A 21,878-nucleotide genomic window follows, 5' to 3' on the forward strand; every position below is an offset into this window, starting at 1 on the left:
GAAGAAGACTACGGCCTGTGAAACGCAAAACTCACAGAACCGCAGTCTTCTTTTTTTGCCATATATCCTATGGGTTTAATCCCAAATGACTTCCCAATTCCGGTTCAGCGATGCTTCGATCGTTCCCCGCTCCATAATATAGCCGGCCAGCAGCTCCGCCATATCGGTCGGAATGTCCTTCACGACCGGCTTCCCTTGGAACATCAAGTAGTTTCCGCCGCCTGCCGCCCGGTAATTGTTCATGACGACGTCGTATTCCGCTTCCGGATCGATCGGCTTGCCGTTATAGCTCAGTTCGACGATCCGCTGTCCTACCGGACGCGAAATGTTGATGCGGTACTCAATACCTTCCCACATGTCGTAATTGTAATGCTGCGGCTTCGGATCGCTGAATTCCGCACTCACCTGCACCGGGCCGTGCCCGTCATAATGGGCAAAATACGAGGCCGAACGCTCCAGCGCGGCGCGGATATCCTGCCCCGACACCCGAATGACCTGCAGCGTGTTCGGATAAATGTAATTGGAGACGATATCCCGCATCGTGATATGCTCGGGAAATCCCGGCGAAATGTTGTCGAACAGCGCGGTGTTCGAGATCGGCGCTCCCGTCAGCTCCATCTGCACCCGGTTGATAAACTCGATGAGCGGATGCTCCTTCAGCCGGACCTGCATCGGATCGGTCACGCGCATGTCGCCAAGCAGACGCCCGATCGGCTGATCGAGCCATACCTGCGCAAGGCGTTCGTGCGGCTCCACGATAGCCAGCACCGCGGCATCCGGCGCTTCGCCTTGCGGGGATACCAGTTCAGACGCGGCTTCCAGAACGCGCCAGCTTCCCGCTTCCAATCCCAGCGTCAGCGTGACTTTACCGAGCCAGGCGCCTGCGCTGCCGGGTTGCACAACCGTCACCCCGTTGATGCTCGTTCCGCTGATGGAACGGTGCTGGTGACCTGTGAGCAGCACGTCGATGCCTTCCACCTCACGGCAGAGCGCATAGCCTTGATTTTCCCCTGTCAACGGCTCCGTCGGCTCGCCGGATTCCAGGTGCCGCTCAAACCCTCCGTGGTAGGAGACGATCACAACGTCTACTCCCTCGCGCTCGCGCAAATGCTTCACCCACCGCTTGGCCGTCTCGACGGCATCCTCGAAGCGCAGGCCCGCGATATGCTCAGGCTTCTCCCAATGCGGGATGTAAGGCGTCGTCAGCCCCAGCACGCCGATTTTGAGCCCCTGCTCGAGCGTTTTCACCAGATAAGGCTTGCCGAATACCGGGTCGCCCGTCGCCTCATCGACGATATTGGCGCTGAGCCAAGGGAAGCTCGATTCCCCGACCGCTTTGCGCAGCAGCTCCATCCCATAGTTGAATTCGTGATTCCCGATAACGGCCGCGTCGTACCCGAGCTCATTCAGGCACTGGATCATCGGATTCGGCTCCCCGCCGTTCAGCTTGGCATGATGATACGCCAGCGGCGTCCCTTGAATCAAATCCCCATTATCGATAAGCAGCAGCGGCCCGCCCTTTTGGCGCTCCTTGCGAATGATCGATGCGATTTTGGCGAAGCCTGTTTCCGTTGCGCTGTTGTTGGCATACTGGATCGGCAGCAGCGCCCCGTGAAGGTCGCTTGTTTCCAGAATCGTGACTGTCAGCTTTTGAACCACCTTGAATTCAACTCCGTTTTTCCATAGAATTGAATCCACTATATCAAATTTAGCGCCGGAGAACCATCCGTCGGGATCTAAAAATATTTTTCGACATTTTTAGGGCTTTTTCACAAAAAATTTACTATGGGTTATCCGAATCTGTGGTATAGTAGGAAATGGATTTTGATTTAACAAGTTAACAGGAGGTCCATTCCATGTTTAAAAAGTTTGCAGCAGTAAGTCTGTCCCTGGTGCTTACCGCCGGGATTGCAGCAGGTTGCGGTACGAAAACAGAGAACAATGCAACCCCTGCTCCTTCCGACAAAAAGCAAGAAGCGTCTGCGCCAAAAGGCTATCAGCCTAAAGAATTGAAAGTGCAATTCGTTCCTTCCCAAAGCGCAGAGACGCTGGAAGCGAAAGCGAAGCCGCTGGAAAAGCTGCTCGGCGACAAGCTCGGCATTCCGGTTAAAGTATCCGTTTCAACCAACTACAACACCGTTATTGAAGCGATGGCTTCCAAGCAAGTCGATATCGGCTTCCTGCCTCCGAACGCATACGTGCTGGCGCATGACGAGAAGAAAGCGGCGGACCTGCTTCTGCAAGCTCAACGTTACGGCGTAGACGAAAAAACGGGAGCCGACACCAAAGACTTGGTTGACTTCTACAAAGCTATGATCATCGTCAAAGCAGATTCCCCAATCAAAGAATTGAAAGACCTGAAAGGCAAAAAAATCGCTTGGCAAGGCGTAACGTCCTCCGCAGGCTTCGTATGGCCGGCCAACGAAATGAAAAAAGCGGGCGTCGATCCGGAGAAAGACGTAACAGGCATCGAAGTAAAAGGGCACGACAAAGGCATTCTGGCCGTGATGAACGGGCAAGTGGATGCAGCAGCTGTGTTCCAAGACGCGCGCAACACAGTGAAGAAAGACATTCCGGACATTTTCGAGAAAACGAAAGTGGTTGCTTTTACAGCTCCGATTCCGAACGACACAATCACCGTGCGTAACGATATGGATCAAACGTGGAGAGACAAAATCGCTCAAGCGTTCATCGATATCGGCAAAGACCCGGAAGGCGGAAAAATCATTTTCGACGTATACTCCCACCGCGGCTACATGAAATCCGACGACAAGAAATTCGACGTCGTTCGCGAATATTCCAAAGGCATCGGTCAGAAGTAAGTTATATATTTTTAATTCAAAGGAGCACCCTGCTTTCTGCAGCGGCGCTCCTTTTTTGCGTTACAGGCGCTCCTTGACTTGCCCCAGTTCCAACGCTGAAGACACTGGGATGCCTGCGTCGTCAGCAGCTCTCGTCACATACCGCTGCAAAGCGTCGGTGTCCTTTAACATATGCCCGGTTAAAATGCACACCGCCGTCTCGTCCTTATCCACGATGCCCTGCGCGACCAGCTTGCGAAGCCCGGCTGCCGACGCCGCAGAAGCCGGTTCGCAGCCGATGCCCGCCCGGTCGATCACCGCTTTCGCCTCCATGATTTCCTCATCCGTCACGGAAACCGTTACACCGCGGGTCGCTTGCAGCACGTCGGCAGCTTTTTTCCAGCTCGGCGGGTTGCCGATATTCAGCGCGCTGGCCAGCGTATGCGGCCTGGGCTCCGGGACCAGCTCCTTCAGCCCGTGCTCGATCATCCGGTGGAACGGACTCGCGCCCTCTGCCTGCACGATCGCCACCCGAGGCATGCGCGGAATGAGTCCTGTCGCCAGCATATCCTGCAACCCTTTCCCGAGCGCGGAACCATTGCTCAGCGCCCCGCCGGGCAGCACGATCCAATCCGGCAGCGTCCAGTTTAGAGCCTGGGCGATTTCGTAGACGATGCTTTTTTGCCCCTCGATTCGAAACGGATTAATCGAATTGCATACGTACATCCCCAGCTCGGCCGCATGCCGTTCCAAGAAGCGAATCCCATCGTCGTAGGTGCCTTGGAACCGGATCATTCGCGCTCCATAAGCCGCCGTTTGCAGCACTTTCCCGTCTGCGACGCCTTCCTCCGGGACAAAGACATACGAGGTTTTGCCGGAAAGCGCTGCGTACATTGCAAGCGACGAAGACGTATTTCCCGTCGACGAGCAGGCAAACCGCTCATACCCAAGCCAGACGCCTTGCGATACGGCGACCGTCATCCCGTTATCTTTGAAGGAGCCGCTCGGATTCTCGCTCTGCGCCTTGAGCCGCAAGTTCCGGACTCCGGTAAACCGGCGGACCGGTTCGGAGCCATACAGCCCCGTGTTGCCCTCGTATTTGGTTACAATCCCCTCCATCGGAAGCTCCGGATGAATCAGCTCCTTATAGCGCCACACCCCGCTCGCATAAGGCGTATTGCGCTCCGCCAGACGCTCGTCGAAGACGTGCCGCAGCTTCTCGCCGTCTAACGCACCAAGACTCTGCTCGACCTGAAGCAGCCCGCCGCATTCGCAGCGCCATACCGGATCGGTAAGACTCCGTTCTTGTCCGCACTCCGTACAGCTCAATTTCATCCCGCTCGCTCCTTTTCGCTATTGCGATTTGCTTCGTTCGACTTTACAATAAAACGAAAAAACATATAAGTATAATATATTTATTTCAAATAACCATAAATTAATTTTATGAATGGAGCGAAGCCTATGAACCTCCACGCGTTAAAAATATTTCATATCGTCGCCCGGAGCCAAAGCGTCACCCGCGCCTCCGAGATATTGCGTATCAGCCAGCCTGCGGTCACGATGCAGATCCGCAACTTGGAGAAGGAGCTCGGCCTCGTCTTGTTGGCCCCGAAAGGAAGGGGGATTTGGCTCACGGAAGCGGGAACGTTCCTCGCCGGCCATGCCGAGCGCTTATTCGCTCTGGAGCAGGAGCTGGAAACGCTCGTCGACGATTACCGGGCAGGACGGTCCGGCACGCTGCGGATCGCCGCGACGTACCTTCCGGCCAACTTTTTGCTGCCCGGCTGGATCGCCGCCTACAAGCGGAAGTTTGCCGAGGTGCGGCTGACCCAATATACTGGGAACGCCCAGCAGTCGCTTGAGCGGCTGGAACGGTACGAAGCCGACATCGCCGTCATCGGCGGTGGCGCCGCCGCTTCCCCTCGGTTGACACGCACCGTGCTATTCGAGGACCCGATGTGGTTCGTCGTCCCTCCGGATCATTCGTATGCAGGCCAGGAAGTCGGGCTCGCCGATCTATTGAAAGAAACGTTCATCATGCGCGAGGAAGGCAGCTCAACCCGCGAAATGCTGCTCGCCTTATGCCGGATGTCAAGCCTTGCCTCGCCCGATATCGGCGTCGAGCTGGGCGGGATGAACGAAGCCGTACGGGCGGTCGCTGCGGGCTACGGCGTGCTCTTCGCTTCAGCCTCCGAGGTGCGAGAGTTCGTAGAGCGCCGCGAGGTCGTGCGGGTGCGGGTGAAGCATCCTGAGGTGAAAAACCCGATTGCCATCTATAGGCGCGAGGGCGAACCGCTAACCGGACAAGCCGCGGCGTTTGTCGAGCTGATTACCGGCCGGGTTTAGGGGCGAATAAGAAGAAGCGGGCGACATTTTCCGCATAAAAAAGCCCGCTTTCGGACAATGTGATCCGAAAAAAGCGGGCTTTGTGAACTACACCTACACCAGACGTTTGCGAATAGCGGAAGAAATAATATCGATAATGGTGACCATGACGATGATCCCGAGCAGAATAACGCCGACGCGGTTCCATGCGCGGGCTTCCAGCGCCAGAATGAGCGGCGCCCCAATCCCACCCGCCCCGATCAGACCAAGGATGGTAGCGGAACGGATGTTAATCTCGAAGCGGTACAGCGCATACGAGAAGAAGTGCGGCAGCACCTGCGGAATGACGGCGAACCACAGCACCTGCAGGCGGTTGGCGCCACAGGCGGTCAGCGCCTCGGTCGGCCCGAGATCGAGATTTTCGATCGCCTCTGAATACAGCTTCCCGAGCATCCCGATCGAGTGCAAGCCTAGCGCCAGCACCCCGGCATAAGCGCCCGGGCCCACCGCTTTGATGAAGATGATCGCCATGATGATTTCCGGGAACGTTCGGATAAAGCTCAGCATAAATTTGCCGCTGCCAGATACCCAGCGGAAACGGCTCATGTTGTTCGCCGCCCAGAAAGCAAACGGCACGCACAGAAACGCCGAAATAAACGTACCGATAATGGAAATCGCGAGCGTATCGAGCAGTCCCCGGATCAGATCCTCGCCTTCGGGCATGTAGACATAGCCCCAATCGGGATGGAACAAGCCGCGGAGAATGGCGGCGAAATCCCGGCCGGCATTTTCCGTCAAGCCTTCGAACTTAATGCCGAGAAAAGACCAGAGATAAATGGCCAATATAATGATCGCCACAAGCCAGAAGCGAATGCGGAACGGTTTTTTAGTCGTCTGATTCATAACAGCCTCTCCCTTATCTTCGTGCTCACGAAATCAATCAGCAGCACGATCGCCAGCGTCAAAATAATGATAAGGGCCGAACGGTCATAACGGAACTGCTGTAGCGTCCGGTCGAGCGTTAACCCGATCCCGCCCGCACCGACCAAGCCTAACACGGCGGCAGCCCGGACATTGACTTCAAACGTGTACAAAAAATACGCGATATATTGCGCAGCCACCTGCGGCACGACGCCAAAATGAATCCATTGCAGCTTGTTGGCCCCAACGGCCGTCATCGCTTCTAAAGGGCCCGGATCGACCGCTTCGATCGACTCGTAGGTCAGCTTGGCGATCAAGCCGAAGGAGAAGAAGGCGAGCGCCAGCACCCCGGGCATCGCCCCGATGCCGAAGATCGCAACGAACAATCCGGCAAAAAGCAGCTCCGGGATCGTCCGGATCAGGTTGAGAATAATGCGCGCCGGATGGTAAATCCACGGGCTGCGGGTTACGTTGCCGGCTGCAAGCAAAGCGATCGGAATCGCGACCAGCCCGCCAAGCGTCGTACCGATCACCGCCATTTGTATCGTTTCCATCATCGGCTTCCAGACGACATCGATATAGCTCCAGTCGGGAGGAATCATCTCAACGAGCAGCTTGCCCATCTCCGGGAAGCCATTGATCAGCGTGACAATACTGGAGTCGGTTTTATCCGCGCTCCACCATAACAGAAAAATCAGAACCAGCGTCGTCATATACGACTTCGCATTGGACGGCTTTTTCAGGATATCGCGGCGTTCGGGCCCGGTCATTCCGCCTCCACCCCCAGAAGCTCGTCCTTCTTGATCGCCCGCCCGTAAATGCCCGAGAAGGCCTCGTCCGTCGCTTCCGATACGGGACCGTCGAACACGATCTCTCCGGCGCGCAGGCCGATAATGCGGGTCGCGTATTCCCGCGCCAAGTCAATAAAGTGAAGGTTAACGACGGTCGTGATGCCGAGCTCCTGATTGATCCGTTTCAGGTCGTCCATGACCTGACGCGTGGTCAACGGGTCCAGCGAGGCGACCGGTTCGTCCGCCAAAATGATTTTTGCCTCTTGAGCAAGCGCCCTGGCGATCGAGACGCGCTGCTGCTGTCCGCCGGACAATTCGTCCGCACGGGCATACGCCTTCTCCCGAATATTTACGCGCTCAAGCGCTTGTAGCGCAAGCTCCACGTCTTGCTTCGGGAACAGCCCGAGCAGCGTTCGCAGCGTCGAATGGTAACCGACGCGGCCGGAAAGAACGTTGCGAAGAACGGAGGAACGTTTAACTAAGTTGAAATTTTGAAAAATCATGCCGATATCGCGGCGCAGATTTCGGAGCTGGGCTCCCTTTGCCGCCGTAATCGATCGCCCGTCGATGAGAATCTGGCCGTCGGTAATTTCATGTAGTCTGTTGATCGAGCGCAGCAGCGTCGATTTTCCCGCTCCCGAGAGACCGACGATAACAATAAATTCGCCTTTGTCCATGGTCAAATTAATATTTTTGAGACCTACGGTTCCGTTTGGATACACCTTGGACACATTCTGGAATTCAATCATAGTCTAATGATAGTCCCCTTTAACTAATTTAAACTGACAGATTTTAATTCGACATGAATCGCGTTTTTCCTCTTCCAATGTGACTTAAATGACCATATTAATGAAAGCTTAACACTTCTTGTCGGCAGGACTTGATTCCTAAGACTGTAAAAGAATAGAAGTCGCTGCGATTTTAAAATAACAGCCCGCAAATGAACGAAATCACCTTCGCTCCCGGCAGAAGCAAAAGCTGGGCAAGCAAGGTGCCGGCCAGCCGCGACAGCATCAGGATGCCGAACATTTTATGGAGCTCCGCCTGCTTCACCTTGCCGGACATCGCCTTATCGGACAGCAGCGCCACTCGCGGATCGATGAAGATGGTCAGCAAAATGGTGGCAATCCCGTTGATCAGACCTGACGATTGCGCGGCGCTTGTCCCATGCTCTGGAACGAGATAAGACGCGTACAGCGCGGATAATACGCCGACCGTGTAGATGCCCGTGACCAAGGTATTCATCAGCAAAAGCCGCTTCGGAATCCCGCCGATCCGCAGCCGGCTGAGCATCTCCATACGCGGCAGACGAAATACGCGCTTGACTGATTTCAGCTTGTCGATCGTCACGGACTCCCGGATCAGGAGCGGCAGCGACCCGACAACCTCAAGCCGGGCGATCAGCCGCGCGGACACGAACACCATTGTCGGAAAAACGAGAAGCGCCGCCAGCGTCCCGACGGAAGCCCCGATCAAGATCAGATGAAATTGAAACCCGAGCGCAATGTCCGGGTCATTCTTCGCTTTATCGATCAAATTGCCGAATAACGTGCCTTGAAGCATGTTCGAAGTTCTGGAGATCAGAACGATGATGCCGGTGAGCGACAAGGCGACCGCCAGCTTTCCTGTTCGGATGCCGGCCAATCTTACCGCATAAGATAGCGTTTCCACGCCATGGATGATCAGGGTCAGCGCAAATACGAGCCATACCGATCCGACCATGCTTCCCCTCCTTCGTTTTGCAGACAAGCCAAAAACGCGACCGCACGCTTGATTCGCAAGAACAAAGACGGCTGTCGCGTTTGCAGTGGTTTACCGGTTGAATGACGTCTCTTTATCGTGCTAGCTGCCTGCAACGTCCCTCTTCGTGAACAGCAGCCAGGAGATGGCATAGAATACAATCCAATAAGCGGCCAGAACGGCCAGAGAGAAGCCGAGCGTCATCCCGGGGACTAAAGGCTTGCCCCCATGCAAATACGGAGTCAAATCCGTATTGGCGAACAACAAATATTTGACCCAGGTATATCTGAGCTGCACCAAAATGGTTACGAGCGTTCCGGACACAAACATCAGGAAGATGGAAAGTCCGATCGCTAGAGAGCTGCTCCGGAAAACGGTCGAAATCATAAAAGCCAGCGTCGCCGTCATCACGATCTCTATGGCCTTGATTCCATATCCTTGAAGGATGGACGGCATCGTCCCGTCGGGCGCAACCGAGCCGCTGACGCCGAACAGCACAAGCCCCGTAAAATAAGAGATGATCAGCATAAGCAGCAGCAGCTCGACAATGAACAGCAGCACGGATACGTACTTGGCCAATAAAATTTTGCCGCGGGAGGCCGGGCGGATCAGCAGTAGCTTCACCGTGCCCCACGTAAATTCGGAAGCTACGCTGTCGCCCGCCACAATGACGGTAAAAATCGTGACGAGCGGAGCGAGACTCGCCGAGAAGCTCATGAATTGAAGAACGTGATTCATCCCCGACTCGAGGACATACTTCATCATCGCTCCCATCGAGACGACCGCCAGGACGACAAAAGCGAGCATAATCCATGTCCGCAGACGGGTAAAAATTTTCATCTGTTCGTTCTGTATAAGGCGAAATACGCTAGACAATCCGGTTCCCTCCCGTCACTTCGAGGAATTGCTCCTCGAGCGTTTTGGTCAGCGTCCGAATGCCGTAAACCCGGATTCCCGCCGAAACGAAGCGGGCGTTAAGCTCGGCGGTCGCTTCGCGCCGATTCGGCAGCCATACGACGAGCTCCGAGCCTTCCGTTTTCGCACGATTCGCCTCGCCAAGCAGCTCCAGAGCCGCATCGGGGCGGTCGACTTCAAATCGGACCTCAACGTCCTCCGTCTCCGAAGGCGCCTCCTTGAACGACCGGACATCGAGCAGCCGTCCGTTCTGAATAATGGCCACGCGGTCGCACATCAATTCCATCTCCGACAGCAAGTGGCTCGAAACGATGACCGCCAGCCCTTCCTCCGCAGCCAAGCGGCGCAAATAATCGCGCAGCTCGCGGATTCCCTCGGGGTCCAGACCGTTGGTCGGCTCGTCGAGCACGAGCACCGACGGGCGGTGCAGGATTGCCTGGGCTACGCCGAGACGCTGCCGCATGCCGAGCGAATACGTTTTGACCTTATCCATAATGCGGTTCTCCAGCTTCACCAGCCGAACCACTTCGTCAATACGCTCTTTTGTGACATTCGGCATCATCCGGGCAAAATGAACCAGGTTCTGATACCCGGTCATAAACCCGTAAAATTCGGGATTTTCCACAATCGCGCCGACATGAAGCATCGCTTGCTCGAACCTTGTTTTCACACTGTGTCCCTGAATCAGCACTTCTCCGTTCGTGATGGCCATTAATCCGACCATCATCCGGATCGTTGTCGTCTTGCCCGCGCCGTTCGGTCCGAGAAAACCGAACACTTCGCCGGGCTTCACCGCGAAGGACAGCCCGTCCACAATCGTTTTGGAGCCGATTTGCTTGGTTACCTGCTGCAATTGTACTACCGGAGTCGTTTCCATAATGCCTCCATATGTAAAAAATAGGGCATACCTTCCTAACACGGAAAGTATACCATACCTGAAATCACTGACCAAATTTCGGAACCGGCCGACGCTCTACGCCCCGGATTCCTGCTCGTAATACTGCGCCAGGCTGACGATCATGCTGCCCATCCGCTCCTGCTCAGGTGCAACGACCCGTGCGATACCCTCTTCGCGAAGCGCTTCAGCCGTTACTTTGCCTACTGCCACGGCGACGACACCGCTCGCAAAAGCTTCCTTCACCCGGTCCGCCATCCCCTGTTCCCGCGCATAAGCCATCAAAAACCGGACCTGCGGAGTGCTGGTGAACGTCACGGCATCGATAGCGCCGCTCACGATTTCATTCAGCAGCGTGTCCACCACCTCCAAAGCGGGCGGAACGTGCCGATACGGCAAAATTTCACGGTACGACGCCTGTCGCTCGGTGAGCCATTGGACAAGCCTTGGCGCGGTGTCACCGTACAGCTGCAGCGCCACCCTTTGCCCTTGAAACTCATAAGGCGCCATCGCCTCGATCAGGCTGGCCGTCGTTCCATCCTCGTCCCGAACGGCAGGGGTTAGCCCCAGCGTTTTCAAGTAATTGATCGTTTTGTAGCCTCTGGCCGCGATTCGGGCTTGACTCAGCGTTTCGACGAACGCTTCCTTTTGGCCCATGTCTTCGGCCGCTTGCACCAATAGCTCCGTGCCTATCCCTGTCGTAAGAATTACCCAATCGATCCCCGTCTCGATCAGCCGGGCGATTTCCGCCTCCACTTGCTCCCGTTCGACGGCAACGGTTCCTTGGGCCGGCCGCAAGATCGGCATCCCGCCCAACTTTTCCACGATGACGCTGAGCTCCGCCGCTTTCCTCGGTCCAGTAAGCGCAATTCGTTTTCCTGCAAGTCTGCTCATCCCGATGCCTCCTTGTGCGGACCTTCTGCCGGTCGCGTATTCCTGCAATGCGTCACCATATCTGACATATAGTTCGTACTATACTGGAAGATTGCCGTTCAATCAATAGATTTGGAGAAACGAATTTTGGCTTGCCGGTTTAAATTCGGCGAAAGCGGGCAAATCTAGTACTATCACTCTAGCTTTTTTAAAGGAGGAGCAATAAGGTATGTTAAATAGTCCTCGTATTTCTCGGCTCGCGCTTTGCCTCATTCTTATCGTCACCGTGGGAGCGGTGGCCGAGCGGTCCGCCTACGCCTACCATACATCTTCGGACCTGGCCGAAACGGCCATGACATCCCAGGAATGGGATGCGATCCTGCAAAGAGATGCAGAGACTGAATCACAGACGGAAGGTCCTGTCTTGAAGACAATGCCTTCCCCTGTCTCCTATAAAGTGCGCTCGGGCGATACGCTTTATCGAATCTCCAGATCGTTCGGAATCCCCGTGGAGACACTGCTAGCCATCAATGGAATCAACGATCCGGGATCGCTCCAGGCAGGACAGCAGCTGCAGATTCCGTCGGAACAAGCCGGCATTGAGCTGCCTGAAGGACAAGCGAGCATTATACAGCAGGTGCTCACTTCCACGTTAACCGCTTATACCGCGGGAGTCGAATCGACCGGCAAGAAGCCGTCCCATCCGGAATACGGCATCACCTATAGCGGCAACAAAGCCGAGGAAGGACGCACGATCGCCGTCGATCCTTCGGTGATCCCGATGGGCTCGACCGTTTTCATCGACGGTATTGGCGTCCGCAAAGCCGAAGATATCGGATCGGCGATCCGCGGCACGCGAATCGACTTGTTCATGGACGACGTAAAGCAGGCCCGCGACTTCGGCGTGAAGAAAAATGTGAAGGTATACGTGCTTGAAGGTACGGCGTAAATAAAGGCAAAAAAAGCAGGCTGCTTGATCAATTTTTAATCAAGTAGCCTGCTTTTTTTGTTTATTTCCAAGTTAGATTTACCTTTTGACCGGGTGTGGTATATTTTACATAATTTCCATTGGGATCTGTTTGTCTAAGCAGTCTACCATTTTTATCGTATGCCCGAACCCACAGCTTATACACGGTACCTAATTTCGCATCTCCATAAGTCATCCCATTGCCGGAAGTTTCTACAGTTACTATTGAATTGTCGCTTGTATTTAAGATTACTATGACGTACTCATATGCGCCGGTTACAGTTTGAAACTCCATGCCAAGTCCGTAAGGAGCAAATTCATCGATAGACTCGGAAGCTACAACGGTTGAACGAATCGCATTCGGTGCCAACTGTTCTGCATTTGCAGCGTTGGCGATGGATGTAAGGGATAACGCCGAAAGTACAGCCAAAGATACGATTTTTTTCATGACCATGACTCCTCGTATATATTATTGGTTCCCAGAAACTATTCCCATGTTACAACTTTTATAGTGATTTATGTTTATTTTTCAATATCTGGTCAAAAACAAGAGTTATCTTGCAAAAAAGTTGTCGAATTCCAACATACCGCCGTCATCGCTTTCATCAACCGCCGTACTTTTCCCGCAGCCCGCGAATGCGGCTCATAACATCTTTTCCAATCGCAGCCTCGAATTCCTGATAGATCGGCTCCCATCGCTGCATCCACTCGCGGCGCTCCTCCGGCGTTTGAACATGAATTTCCAGTCCCCCCTGATGGCGCAGCTCTTCAAGCTGGCGGCGGTTCATCTCGATCGCATTCTCATTGGCCCAATGCGCCGTTTCTTCCAGCGCTTCTAGTAAGGGCTTCTTGACATCTCCCGGCAGCTTGTCCCAGAACGATTTGTTCATCAGCACCGTATACCCGAGATATCCGTGGTTGCTGATGGTCATATATTTTTGCACTTGATAAAACTTTTTCGTGCGGATGTTGGAAATCGTATTCTCTTCGCCGTCCACGACGCCCGACTCCAGGCCGCGGTAAACTTCGTTGAACGGAATCGGCGTCGTTTTTGCATCAAACTGTCGAAACTGCGCTTCGATCACTTTACTCGGCAAAATGCGAAAGCGCTGTTCTTTGAAATCCGAAGGATGGATCAGCGGCCCCCTATTGGAAGTCATTTGTTTGAAGCCGTTGCCCCAATAGGACAAGCCGACCAAATTTTTGCTTGCCAGCTTATCAAACAGCAGCTTCCCGAGCTCGCCGTCAAACGCCTCCTGTACCGCTTCATCGCTCACGAACGCATACGGCAGGTCAAACGTCAGCCATGCCGGAACATGCTCGGACACATTGGCAAACGAAGGGGCGATCATCTGCACGTTACCGCGCATAAGCGCGTCCATTTCGTCGGTATCGTTATACAGAACGGCATTCGGGAACACTTCGACCTTCACGCGGCGGTCTGTTTTTTCGGACATCAGGCGGGCAAACCTTTGGGCCGCCAAGCCTTTTGGCGTATTTTCGGCAACGACATGGCTGAATTTAATGACCAGCGCCTGATCGAAGCCTTCTTGCTCATCATCCGCGACGTCGGATGTGGTCGAAAATCCGGGATAAAAACCGATCGCCACGGCAGCGGCAAGTCCGATTAATACAACAAGCAGCGTTCCGAGCAAAGGCCTCACGCCCATTCACCTCCGGAGTGTCATGATCATGATGTACAATACCATATGTCACCGCCTAACTCAATGAAGACTATACAGCCGAACATGAATTTTGAAGAAACGGTTAAACTAAAGAAAACGCGGACGATTCCCCGCAAACGAAGGAGGTTTCAGACGAGATGCCGGCAAGATTCGTACGGGGTCTGCTTTGGTGCCTTCTGCTGATGCCGATCGTATTGACGGGCTGCGGCGGCGGAAAAAAACAAGAGCAGCAACAGAGTAAAAAACAGCAGCAAAATAAGCCGAGCGGGACGATGCTTCAACAGCAGTTGAAGCTGTATCAGGATATAAAAAAGAACGAGCACGAACAGCAGGAAAAGATCCGCAAAGAAGAAAAAAAGCAGCTGAAAAAGCTGCAAAAGGATCAGCAAAAAATGTTGAAGCGGGAACTCGAATTCCAAGAAAAAGTTCGCATGGGAGGCAACCCGTGGGCTGGCGGCAAAAAGGAAAAGCAGCAGTCCAAGCAGCAAGAAGGCAAAGCCGGGACGAAAAAAGAAGAATCGACCGACAAGAAAAACAAATCCCCGGAGCAGCAGCAAGGGAAAGGGAAGGAAGAGAAAAAGAAGATGCCGGGAGGATAATTCCTTCCGATTCCATACGTATCCGCTTATCGACAGCCCGTCCCCGCTCCATCCCGGTTGCGGAAGACAGGGCTGTTTTGTTTTCCATCCGCAGCTTCCTGTTGTATGATAATATATCGTAGAAAGGTGGGCGGGACGGATTATGCTGCAGCGCTTGAAAATCAACTGGAAAATCGCGATTTTGTCGTTCGGCATCGTCCTGTTCTCGCTCTGTATCGGAGGGACGATACTCCTTGGCAGCATCGTCCGACTGAAAGAGGAAGAGCTTGGGCGGCGGCTGCTTGTGACCGCTCGCACCGTAGCGCAGATGCCGGAGATCGTCTCCGGCATTGCGGACCCCGGAATGCGCGACGGCATCCAGCTTGCCGCCGAGCGCATTCGCATCATCAACGACGTGACCTACGTCGTCGTGATGGATATGCACCGGCTGCGGCTGTCGCATCCGGTGGAAAGCAAAATCGGCACCGTTTCGTCCGGCGCCGACGAAGGCCCCGCCTTTGCCGAGCACACTTACGTGTCCAAGGCGGAGGGCGAGCTCGGCACGGCGCTGCGCGCCTTCGTGCCGATTATGAACGCCGAGCATGCACAGGTCGGCGTCGCGCTCGTCGGTCGCATCCAGCCGACCGTCGGGCAGGTGCTGCTGGACCTGTCGAGTCAAGCCTACGTCGTGCTGCTTATCTCCCTGCTCTTCGGGCTGTGGGGATCGTGGAAGCTCGCCCAGCATATCAAGCGGCAGATGTTCGAGCTGGAGCCACACGAAATTGCCGCGCTGCTGCTCGAACGTACGGCGACGTTCAACGCGATGCACGAGGGAGTCATTGCCATCGATAAGTCCGAACGCATCACGATTTTCAACGAGAAGGCGAAACAGATGCTCAAAGTATCGGGCGACGTCGTCGGCAAGTCGATCTGGGAGGTGCTCCCCGATACGCGGCTGCCCGAAATATTAGAGCTTAATCATCCGATCTTCAATCAAGAGCTGGTCATTCAAGGCACACCGATCATGAGCAACCGGGTGCCAGTTACCGTAGGCGGACAAACCGTCGGCGCCGTCGCCATATTTCAAGACCGGACGGAAGTGACGCGGATGGCCGAAGAGCTAACTGGCGTCCGGACCTTCGTCGATGCGCTGCGCGTGCAAAACCACGAATACATGAACAAGCTGCATACGATCGGCGGCTTGATTCAGCTCGGCAGCAACGAGAAAGCGCTTGACTACTTGTTCGAGATGACCGAACAGAAAGAAGAGTTGACCCGTTTTCTGGACAGCCGCATTCATAACGAAAGCTTGACCGGTCTGCTTCTTGGTAAAGTCAGCCGCGGCCGCGAGCTTGGTATTGAGGTGACAATCGACCGGGAAAGTCGGCTGGAGCGGTTTCCCGAACGGCTGGATCATCACGATTTCGTCATTCTGCTCGGCAACCTCCTGGAAAATGCTTTTGACGCCTTGCATCATCAAACCAAGGAGAACAAACATATCTTTATCAGCCTTGAACAAGATGACGAGGTGCTGTCCGTCCTCGTTGAAGACAATGGCTGCGGCATGGAGGAGTCCGTCAAAGCCCGCATCTTCGAGCATGGTTTTACAACTAAAGGCGGCGGCGAACGCGGAATCGGCCTCCATCTGATCGACGGTATCGTGCGGAAAGGCGGCGGCTCGATTCAGATCGAATCGGCCCCGGGAGAAGGAACGACGTTCATCATTACGTTCCCGATGCAGTAATTTTTGCAGCTCGATGCCCTTACTTTATGGTGAAAGCGAGGAGATGATAAGCAACATGGAAGACGATATGAACAAAGTCAAGCGGGACACTCTCCGCGTCCTGCTGATTGAAGACGATCCGATGGTACAGGAGGTCAACAGTCAATTCGTCGAGCGAGTGGAAGGCTTTCGTGTCGTCGGCATCGCCTCCAGCGGGGATGAAGGCTTACGCATGGTGAAGGAGCTGCAGCCGGATCTGGTTATCCTCGATATTTTCATGCCGGTGCGGGACGGCATCGAGACGCTGCTGGAGCTCCGCCGAAATCAAGCCCCCGTCGATGTTATGGTGATCAGCGCGGCCAACGATATGCGAACCATCGAGCGGATGCTTCAGAACGGGGCCGTCGATTACATTATGAAACCGTTTAAATTCGAACGGGTGAAGCAGGCGCTTGAGCATTACAAGCAGATGAAGTCAGCGCTCGACAGCGGCCGCCCCGCTTCTCAATCCGAGCTGGACCGGCTGCTATTCGGAAGAACGCAGGATGCGTCTTCGCCAGAAGGGCAAAAGGAAGAGCCGCCGGAGTTACCCAAAGGGCTTCAAGCCGTAACCCTCAAACAGATTGTGCAATTTCTGGTCCTGCAATCGGAGGCGCTTTCAGCGGAGGAGGTCGCCGAAGGCGTCGGCATCGCCAGAGTGACGGCCAGACGCTATCTCGATTATTTGGAGAAGAGCGGTCAAGTCCGTCTTGACCTCCAATACGGGGTCGGCCGCCCCGTCAATAAATACAGATTATCCTCTCCGCATGGCGGATCGCGTTAACGAACAACGCGGTCCGTTTTTTTGTGCGCTCTTAAGACCAAAAAGACCAAAACAACCAATATGTCCAAATGATTCACAAGCCATTATGAAAGCGATAACATAAAAACACGAAAAGAGAACGTAATGTAGAAATGAGGGAATTTCCATGAAAATCAACTTCAAAAACCTTACGGTCCAGGTCCTGATTGCCATTGTCCTCGGGATCTTGATCGGACAATTTTTCCCATCATTCGGGGTGCAGCTTAAAGTGCTCGGCGATATGTTCGTTAAGCTGATCAAAATGGTCATCGCCCCCATCGTCTTTTTCACAATTGTAATCGGTTTCGCGAATATGGGAGATATGAAAAAAATCGGCCGGATCGGCGGCAAAGCGCTGCTGTATTTCGAAATCATCACGACCTTCGCCATGGCGATCGGGATTGCCGTCATGTATCTCGTCCGCCCCGGTTCCGGCATGGATGTCAGCAAAGTTGGAGCCAATGCGGCCGACGTGGCGAAATATGCAAAGCAAGCGGCGGAAACTCCGCACGGCTTTATGGATTTTCTGCTCAGCGTCATTCCGGACAGCGTCGTAGGCGCGCTCGCCAAAGGCGACATGCTGCCGGTGCTCCTGTTCTCCGTGATGTTCGGTTTCGCTATGGCTTCCCTGGGTGAGAAATCGAGACCCGTCACGCAATTTTTCGAGAAATTGAACGATATCTTCTTTAAATTGGTCGCCATGATCATGCGCTTCTCTCCTATTGCCGCCGGCGGAGCCATGGCTTATACGATCGGGAAATTCGGGATTGCCTCCCTGTTCTCCCTTGGCAAAATGATGGGCTCCGTCTACATCACCATGATTCTGTTCGTCATCGTTATTCTCGGCGCAGTAGCCCGGTTCTACGGCTTTAGCATCTTCAATCTGCTGAAGTTCATCAAAGAAGAAATTTTGCTAGTGCTCGGCACGTCTTCCTCCGAATCGGCGCTGCCGCGCTTGATGGAACGTCTTGAGAAATACGGTTGCTCCAAGTCAGTCGTCGGTCTGGTCGTCCCAACCGGCTACTCGTTCAACCTGGACGGCACGTCGATTTACTTATCGATGGCAGCGCTATTTATCGCGCAAGCCTATGGCATTGAACTGACATTGCTCCAAATTGTAACGCTGCTGGGTGTGCTGATGCTGACCTCCAAAGGTGCGGCAGGCGTTACCGGCTCCGGCTTCGTCACCTTGGCGGCCACGCTTGCCGCAATTCCGGGCAACGTGATCCCGATCGAAGGCATGGCGCTTCTGCTTGGCGTTGACCGCTTCATGTCCGAAGCCCGCGCCATTACGAACCTGATCGGCAACAGCGTTGCCACCGTCGTCATTGCGAAGAGCGAGAAGCAGTTCGACAATCAGACGATCCCGGTCTCCCCTTCTTCGGAAGAAGGCGTATATGTAAGCAGCGAATCCAAAGCCCTCACTACGAACTAACGTACAAAAAACAGCCGCCCCTTGCCGGAGCGGCTGCTTTATTATTTCCTATTTCGACCGTTCCTCAATCGTCTCGTCGAACACACATTCTTCCAGCTTCAGCATCTTCGTTTTATGCTTCCACTTATACGTCAGCCAAATCACTAAAAAGAGCGGAATACCGATATAAGAAGCAAACAGGTAAGCCCAATCGACCGTACCGTCCTTAATCCCGCCCATACACTGACCGACGATTACGATAGCGCACAGTACCCCAGCCAAGATCGGCCCGAACGGAAACCATTTCGCTTTGTACGGCAGATCGTTGATGTCGTGGCCTTGAGCGACATAAGCCTTACGGAAGCGGTAGTGGCTTATCGCTATGCCGAGCCAAGCGATAAAGCCAGACATTCCGGATGCATTAAGCAACCAAGTGTAGACGACACCGTCCCCGAACGAGGAAGACAAGAACGCGAACATGCCTAATGCGCTCGTCGCCAGCAACGCATAAACCGGAACGCCTCTCTTGCTCAGCTTGGCAAGAAACCGCGGCGCTTTCCCTTCTTTGGCCAGCACCCACAGCATCCGCGTCGACGCGTACATGCCGGAGTTCCCTGCTGACAGTACCGATGTAAGAATGACGGCGTTCATCACCGACGCGGCGATGCTGAGGCCGGCTTTTTCAAATACCATCGTGAACGGGCTCATCGCCACGTTATCACTTGCCAAATTTTCGTTCGTATACGGAATAAGCAGACCGATTACCGCGATAGCAATCAAATAAAACAATAGAATGCGCCAGAAAACCGAACGGATCGCCCTAGGCACGTTGCGGCGCGGATCTTCGCTCTCCCCGGCGGCTATCCCTACCAGCTCCGTCCCCTGAAAAGAGAATCCTGCGGCCATAAATACGCCGAGCGCAGCCAGGAATCCTCCGTGGAAAGGCGCATCGCCAATCGTAAGGTTGCGCAATCCGACCGCTTCGCTGGACCAGATGCCGACGATCATCAGAATGCCGATTCCGATGAATATAATGATCGTGACGACCTTAATTAACGCAAACCAGTACTCCGACTCTCCATAGCTTTTTACCGAAAGCAGATTGAGCCCCACCATCAAGGCAAGAAACAACGCGCTCCAGAGGAAGGAAGGACTATCCGGAAGCCAAAATTTAATGATCAGTGTCGCTGCGGACAGCTCGGCGGCTATCGTAATCGCCCAGTTGTACCAATAGTTCCAGCCAAGCGCGAACCCGAACGACGGGTCCACGAAGCGGGACGCATACGTGCTGAACGTCCCAGATACCGGCATGTAAGTAGCCATTTCGCCTAAGCTCGTCACCAGAAAATAAACCATGATGCCGATTATCAAATACGCAAGGAACGCTCCGCCCGGGCCTGCCGAATGAATGGCTCCGCCGCTGGCCAGAAACAGGCCTGTACCGATGGAACCGCCGAGCGAAATCATAGTCATGTGCCGGGCCGCCAGCCCTCTTTTCAACTGATTCGGGGATGAAGAATTGTCCACTCGGGTAGAGTTCATAGATCGCTACTCCTTCTAAAAATGTTAAGGTCACCCTCATCAAAGATTTTTTATGGCGCTTTCAATGCTTCAAACTAGTTCGTAGGGCATAAAAAAAGCCGCAACCTGTATGCGACTACTTGGTCCTCTTAGGTTTATTCATAAAATCTAAACAATATGCCTACCCATTCTATCATATTTCGTTTCCTTTTATCTAGTCCTATCTTTTGACAGCTTTCTTTTATAAGAAAATTGAGGAATGAGGACGACTTAACAGGAGGATGGACACATCGGAGGGCTATACTAAATTTACGTCTCAAAGGCCTTCTTTTAAACTCTAGAAGCGTTGCTAGGGACTACAATACGAGAGCTTACCGATAGTATTTCTTCAGCTGAAGCAGAAAGGGGCCGTCAGAATGGATGACGATCCCCTACTATCCCTACTATGTGTGGGCCTATGCTATCTGCCCGATGATAAAGCTACTCTGCTTAATGTTTCGTTAATCTTTTTAACGATAGACTCCGTATGGTCGTGAATGAAAAAATGTCCGCCATCATACTCAACAATATTGAAGGAACCGTTAGTGTGGTCACTCCAAGCGGTCAGATGCTCGGGAACCATGTCGTCTTCTTTTCCATTCAATACGGTAAGACTGCAATCGAACTTTATATTTTTTTCATGGTAAGCATAGGTTTCTACCAGCTTATAGTCCGCTCTTAAAAGCGGCATAAAAATCTCTGCCAATTCCCGGTTTTCAAACAGTTCTGGCGGTGTTCCTCCCAGTTGTTGTACTTCTGTCATGAACTCAGCTTCAGGGAGAAGATGCATCACCTTCCTGTCATGCGGACACTGCGGCGCCCGGCGCCCGGATGCAAAGATATGCACCGGCTCCACGCCTTTTTGCTGCTTAATTTTGCAGCAGATCTCATACGTCAGCAAGCTTCCCATACTGTGTCCGAACAAAGCAAACGGAGCATGGAGTTTCCCGCTGATCTCACGATAAATATCTTCAATTGCTTCTTCTACGTTAGCATATGGAGACTCGTTAAATCTCCGGCCTCTGCCGGCCAATTCCACAGGATACAATTCAATATCCGCATTCAATAATCTTTTCCATTTGGAATAGATCGTAGCCGATCCGCCCGCATAAGGTAGACAAAATAACTGGATTTTACTCATGGAAAGAAACACCCCAATTCGTTTTATAGAGCCATATCATAAGACGGTCCATCCGGCTTCTTCTTGTCTTCAGTTGTAGTTCTTACGTCCGGAGCCCATCTGTCGATGACCATTCATCGGTTTGCTATAAACGCCAAAATGAATATGATCCTCTCCAAACCTCCCTTGCTTTAAATTTGTGCGTGATGCATAGAAATTCATAAAAAAGATGGATGTGATCCACAAACTGCAGTGACCTATATTTTACCAAATAAAATAGGTAATGTATATTTAGTTTTTGTAATACATTAATGAAAAAAAGCAAAAGATTCTATTAAATCATGTCTCTCGGATCATTTGCCAAACAATACAACAAAAAAAGAGCTGTCTTGAAGTCAGTATTTCTACATTCTTCAAAACAACTCTTATTTTTATGTCCGCTTTATTAAGCGGCAAGTACGTGCCCTGAGAGATTCGAACTCCCGACCTTTTGATTCGTAGTCAAACGCTCTATCCGGCTGAGCTAAGGGCACACAATTTTTAAAGAAATGGAGCGGAAGACGGGATTCGAACCCGCGACCCTCGCCTTGGCAAGGCGATGCTCTACCCCTGAGCCACTTCCGCGTAAAGATGCGGTCGAGAGGACTCGAACCTCCACGGCTGTTACACCACTAGAACCTGAATCTAGCGCGTCTGCCAATTCCGCCACGACCGCATATTCGATTTTGG

General features: G+C 53.4%; 20 protein-coding genes and 3 tRNA genes. 7 read left to right on the top strand and 16 right to left on the bottom strand.

Features of this window, described 5'->3' with window-relative positions:
* Positions 1-75 precede the first annotated feature (75 nt).
* Positions 76-1,659, bottom strand: a complete 1,584-nt coding sequence (locus PEL01S_RS30050; RefSeq protein ID WP_127462846.1) for a bifunctional metallophosphatase/5'-nucleotidase — start codon at positions 1,657-1,659, stop codon at positions 76-78.
* Positions 1,660-1,856: 197 nt separating this feature from the next.
* On the opposite strand from PEL01S_RS30050, the gene PEL01S_RS30055 reads away from it, so the two are divergent.
* On the top strand, positions 1,857-2,822 hold the full coding sequence (locus PEL01S_RS30055) for a phosphate/phosphite/phosphonate ABC transporter substrate-binding protein (protein ID WP_063183708.1): 966 nt from the start codon (positions 1,857-1,859) through the stop codon (positions 2,820-2,822).
* Positions 2,823-2,882: 60 nt separating this feature from the next.
* On the opposite strand, the gene thrC is transcribed toward PEL01S_RS30055, so the two are convergent.
* Positions 2,883-4,136 carry a threonine synthase gene (thrC, locus tag PEL01S_RS30060; RefSeq protein ID WP_127462847.1) on the bottom strand — a complete coding sequence of 418 codons (1,254 nt, stop codon included), beginning with the start codon at positions 4,134-4,136 and terminating at the stop codon, positions 2,883-2,885.
* 126 nt (positions 4,137-4,262) lie between these two features.
* Between thrC and PEL01S_RS30065 the strand changes: the two genes are divergently transcribed.
* A complete protein-coding gene (locus tag PEL01S_RS30065; RefSeq protein ID WP_127462848.1) occupies positions 4,263-5,147 on the top strand; it encodes a LysR substrate-binding domain-containing protein in 885 nt (294 codons plus the stop codon).
* Between the two features lie 93 nt (positions 5,148-5,240).
* Here the strand turns inward: PEL01S_RS30065 and phnE (PEL01S_RS30070) are convergent, their stop codons facing one another.
* From phnE (PEL01S_RS30070) to PEL01S_RS30100, 7 genes are all read right to left on the bottom strand, one after another.
* The gene (gene phnE, locus PEL01S_RS30070) at positions 5,241-6,029 is read right to left on the bottom strand and encodes a phosphonate ABC transporter, permease protein PhnE (RefSeq protein WP_063183713.1); all 789 of its coding nucleotides are present in this window, start codon (positions 6,027-6,029) and stop codon (positions 5,241-5,243) included.
* Positions 6,026-6,817 carry a phosphonate ABC transporter, permease protein PhnE gene (gene phnE / locus PEL01S_RS30075; protein WP_127462849.1) on the bottom strand — a complete coding sequence of 264 codons (792 nt, stop codon included), beginning with the start codon at positions 6,815-6,817 and terminating at the stop codon, positions 6,026-6,028. The genes phnE (PEL01S_RS30070) and phnE (PEL01S_RS30075) overlap by 4 nt, the downstream gene beginning before the upstream one ends.
* Positions 6,814-7,587 carry a phosphonate ABC transporter ATP-binding protein gene (phnC, locus tag PEL01S_RS30080; protein ID WP_010499597.1) on the bottom strand — a complete coding sequence of 258 codons (774 nt, stop codon included), beginning with the start codon at positions 7,585-7,587 and terminating at the stop codon, positions 6,814-6,816. Before phnC ends, phnE (PEL01S_RS30075) begins: the two co-directional genes overlap by 4 nt.
* A 172-nt stretch (positions 7,588-7,759) precedes the next feature.
* Complete coding sequence (locus PEL01S_RS30085) at positions 7,760-8,560, bottom strand: lipid II flippase Amj family protein (protein ID WP_010499596.1); 801 nt, start codon at positions 8,558-8,560, stop codon at positions 7,760-7,762.
* Positions 8,561-8,680: 120 nt separating this feature from the next.
* Entirely contained in the window at positions 8,681-9,454 is a 774-nt protein-coding gene (locus PEL01S_RS30090) for an ABC transporter permease (protein ID WP_127462850.1), read from the bottom strand.
* Positions 9,447-10,370 (bottom strand): ABC transporter ATP-binding protein, encoded by a 924-nt coding sequence (locus PEL01S_RS30095; protein ID WP_127462851.1) that lies wholly within the window; start codon positions 10,368-10,370, stop codon positions 9,447-9,449. The genes PEL01S_RS30090 and PEL01S_RS30095 overlap by 8 nt, the downstream gene beginning before the upstream one ends.
* Positions 10,371-10,466: 96 nt before the next feature.
* The gene (locus PEL01S_RS30100; RefSeq protein WP_127462852.1) at positions 10,467-11,282 is read right to left on the bottom strand and encodes a uroporphyrinogen-III synthase; all 816 of its coding nucleotides are present in this window, start codon (positions 11,280-11,282) and stop codon (positions 10,467-10,469) included.
* Between the two features lie 208 nt (positions 11,283-11,490).
* Here PEL01S_RS30100 and PEL01S_RS30105 point away from each other — a divergent pair, with 208 nt between their 5' ends.
* Positions 11,491-12,210 carry a 3D domain-containing protein gene (locus PEL01S_RS30105; protein ID WP_127462853.1) on the top strand — a complete coding sequence of 240 codons (720 nt, stop codon included), beginning with the start codon at positions 11,491-11,493 and terminating at the stop codon, positions 12,208-12,210.
* Positions 12,211-12,271: 61 nt separating this feature from the next.
* Here the strand turns inward: PEL01S_RS30105 and PEL01S_RS30110 are convergent, their stop codons facing one another.
* Positions 12,272-12,676, bottom strand: coding sequence for an RHS repeat domain-containing protein (locus PEL01S_RS30110; protein ID WP_063183723.1), 405 nt, complete (start codon positions 12,674-12,676; stop codon positions 12,272-12,274).
* A 157-nt stretch (positions 12,677-12,833) separates the two neighbouring features.
* Positions 12,834-13,898: a TRAP transporter substrate-binding protein gene (locus tag PEL01S_RS30115; RefSeq protein WP_204343806.1), complete on the bottom strand. Its 1,065-nt coding sequence runs from the start codon at positions 13,896-13,898 to the stop codon at positions 12,834-12,836.
* Between the two features lie 152 nt (positions 13,899-14,050).
* Between PEL01S_RS30115 and PEL01S_RS30120 the strand changes: the two genes are divergently transcribed.
* From PEL01S_RS30120 to PEL01S_RS30135, 4 genes are all read left to right on the top strand, one after another.
* The gene (locus PEL01S_RS30120; RefSeq protein WP_108534481.1) at positions 14,051-14,512 is read left to right on the top strand and encodes a hypothetical protein; all 462 of its coding nucleotides are present in this window, start codon (positions 14,051-14,053) and stop codon (positions 14,510-14,512) included.
* A 142-nt stretch (positions 14,513-14,654) separates the two neighbouring features.
* Complete coding sequence (locus PEL01S_RS30125) at positions 14,655-16,235, top strand: ATP-binding protein (RefSeq protein WP_127462855.1); 1,581 nt, start codon at positions 14,655-14,657, stop codon at positions 16,233-16,235.
* A 55-nt stretch (positions 16,236-16,290) separates the two neighbouring features.
* Positions 16,291-17,037: a response regulator gene (locus PEL01S_RS30130; RefSeq protein WP_127462856.1), complete on the top strand. Its 747-nt coding sequence runs from the start codon at positions 16,291-16,293 to the stop codon at positions 17,035-17,037.
* A gap of 145 nt (positions 17,038-17,182) precedes the next feature.
* Positions 17,183-18,490 (top strand): dicarboxylate/amino acid:cation symporter, encoded by a 1,308-nt coding sequence (locus PEL01S_RS30135; protein ID WP_127462857.1) that lies wholly within the window; start codon positions 17,183-17,185, stop codon positions 18,488-18,490.
* Between the two features lie 48 nt (positions 18,491-18,538).
* Here PEL01S_RS30135 and PEL01S_RS30140 read toward each other — a convergent pair whose 3' ends face one another.
* The 5 genes from PEL01S_RS30140 to PEL01S_RS30160 form a co-directional block, all read right to left on the bottom strand.
* Positions 18,539-20,011, bottom strand: a complete 1,473-nt coding sequence (locus tag PEL01S_RS30140; RefSeq protein WP_127462858.1) for an amino acid permease — start codon at positions 20,009-20,011, stop codon at positions 18,539-18,541.
* A 439-nt stretch (positions 20,012-20,450) separates the two neighbouring features.
* Positions 20,451-21,170, bottom strand: a complete 720-nt coding sequence (locus PEL01S_RS30145; RefSeq protein ID WP_127462859.1) for a thioesterase II family protein — start codon at positions 21,168-21,170, stop codon at positions 20,451-20,453.
* A gap of 438 nt (positions 21,171-21,608) precedes the next feature.
* A tRNA-Arg gene (locus tag PEL01S_RS30150) sits at positions 21,609-21,682 on the bottom strand.
* A gap of 16 nt (positions 21,683-21,698) precedes the next feature.
* Positions 21,699-21,773: transfer RNA gene (locus PEL01S_RS30155), tRNA-Gly, on the bottom strand.
* Between the two features lie 7 nt (positions 21,774-21,780).
* Positions 21,781-21,864, bottom strand: a tRNA-Leu gene (locus tag PEL01S_RS30160).
* Positions 21,865-21,878 lie beyond the last annotated feature (14 nt).

Origin of the sequence: Paenibacillus elgii NBRC 100335 (genome assembly GCF_004000865.1) — a bacterium.
In the GTDB taxonomy this organism is placed as follows: Bacteria; Bacillota; Bacilli; order Paenibacillales; family NBRC-103111; genus Paenibacillus_G; species Paenibacillus_G elgii.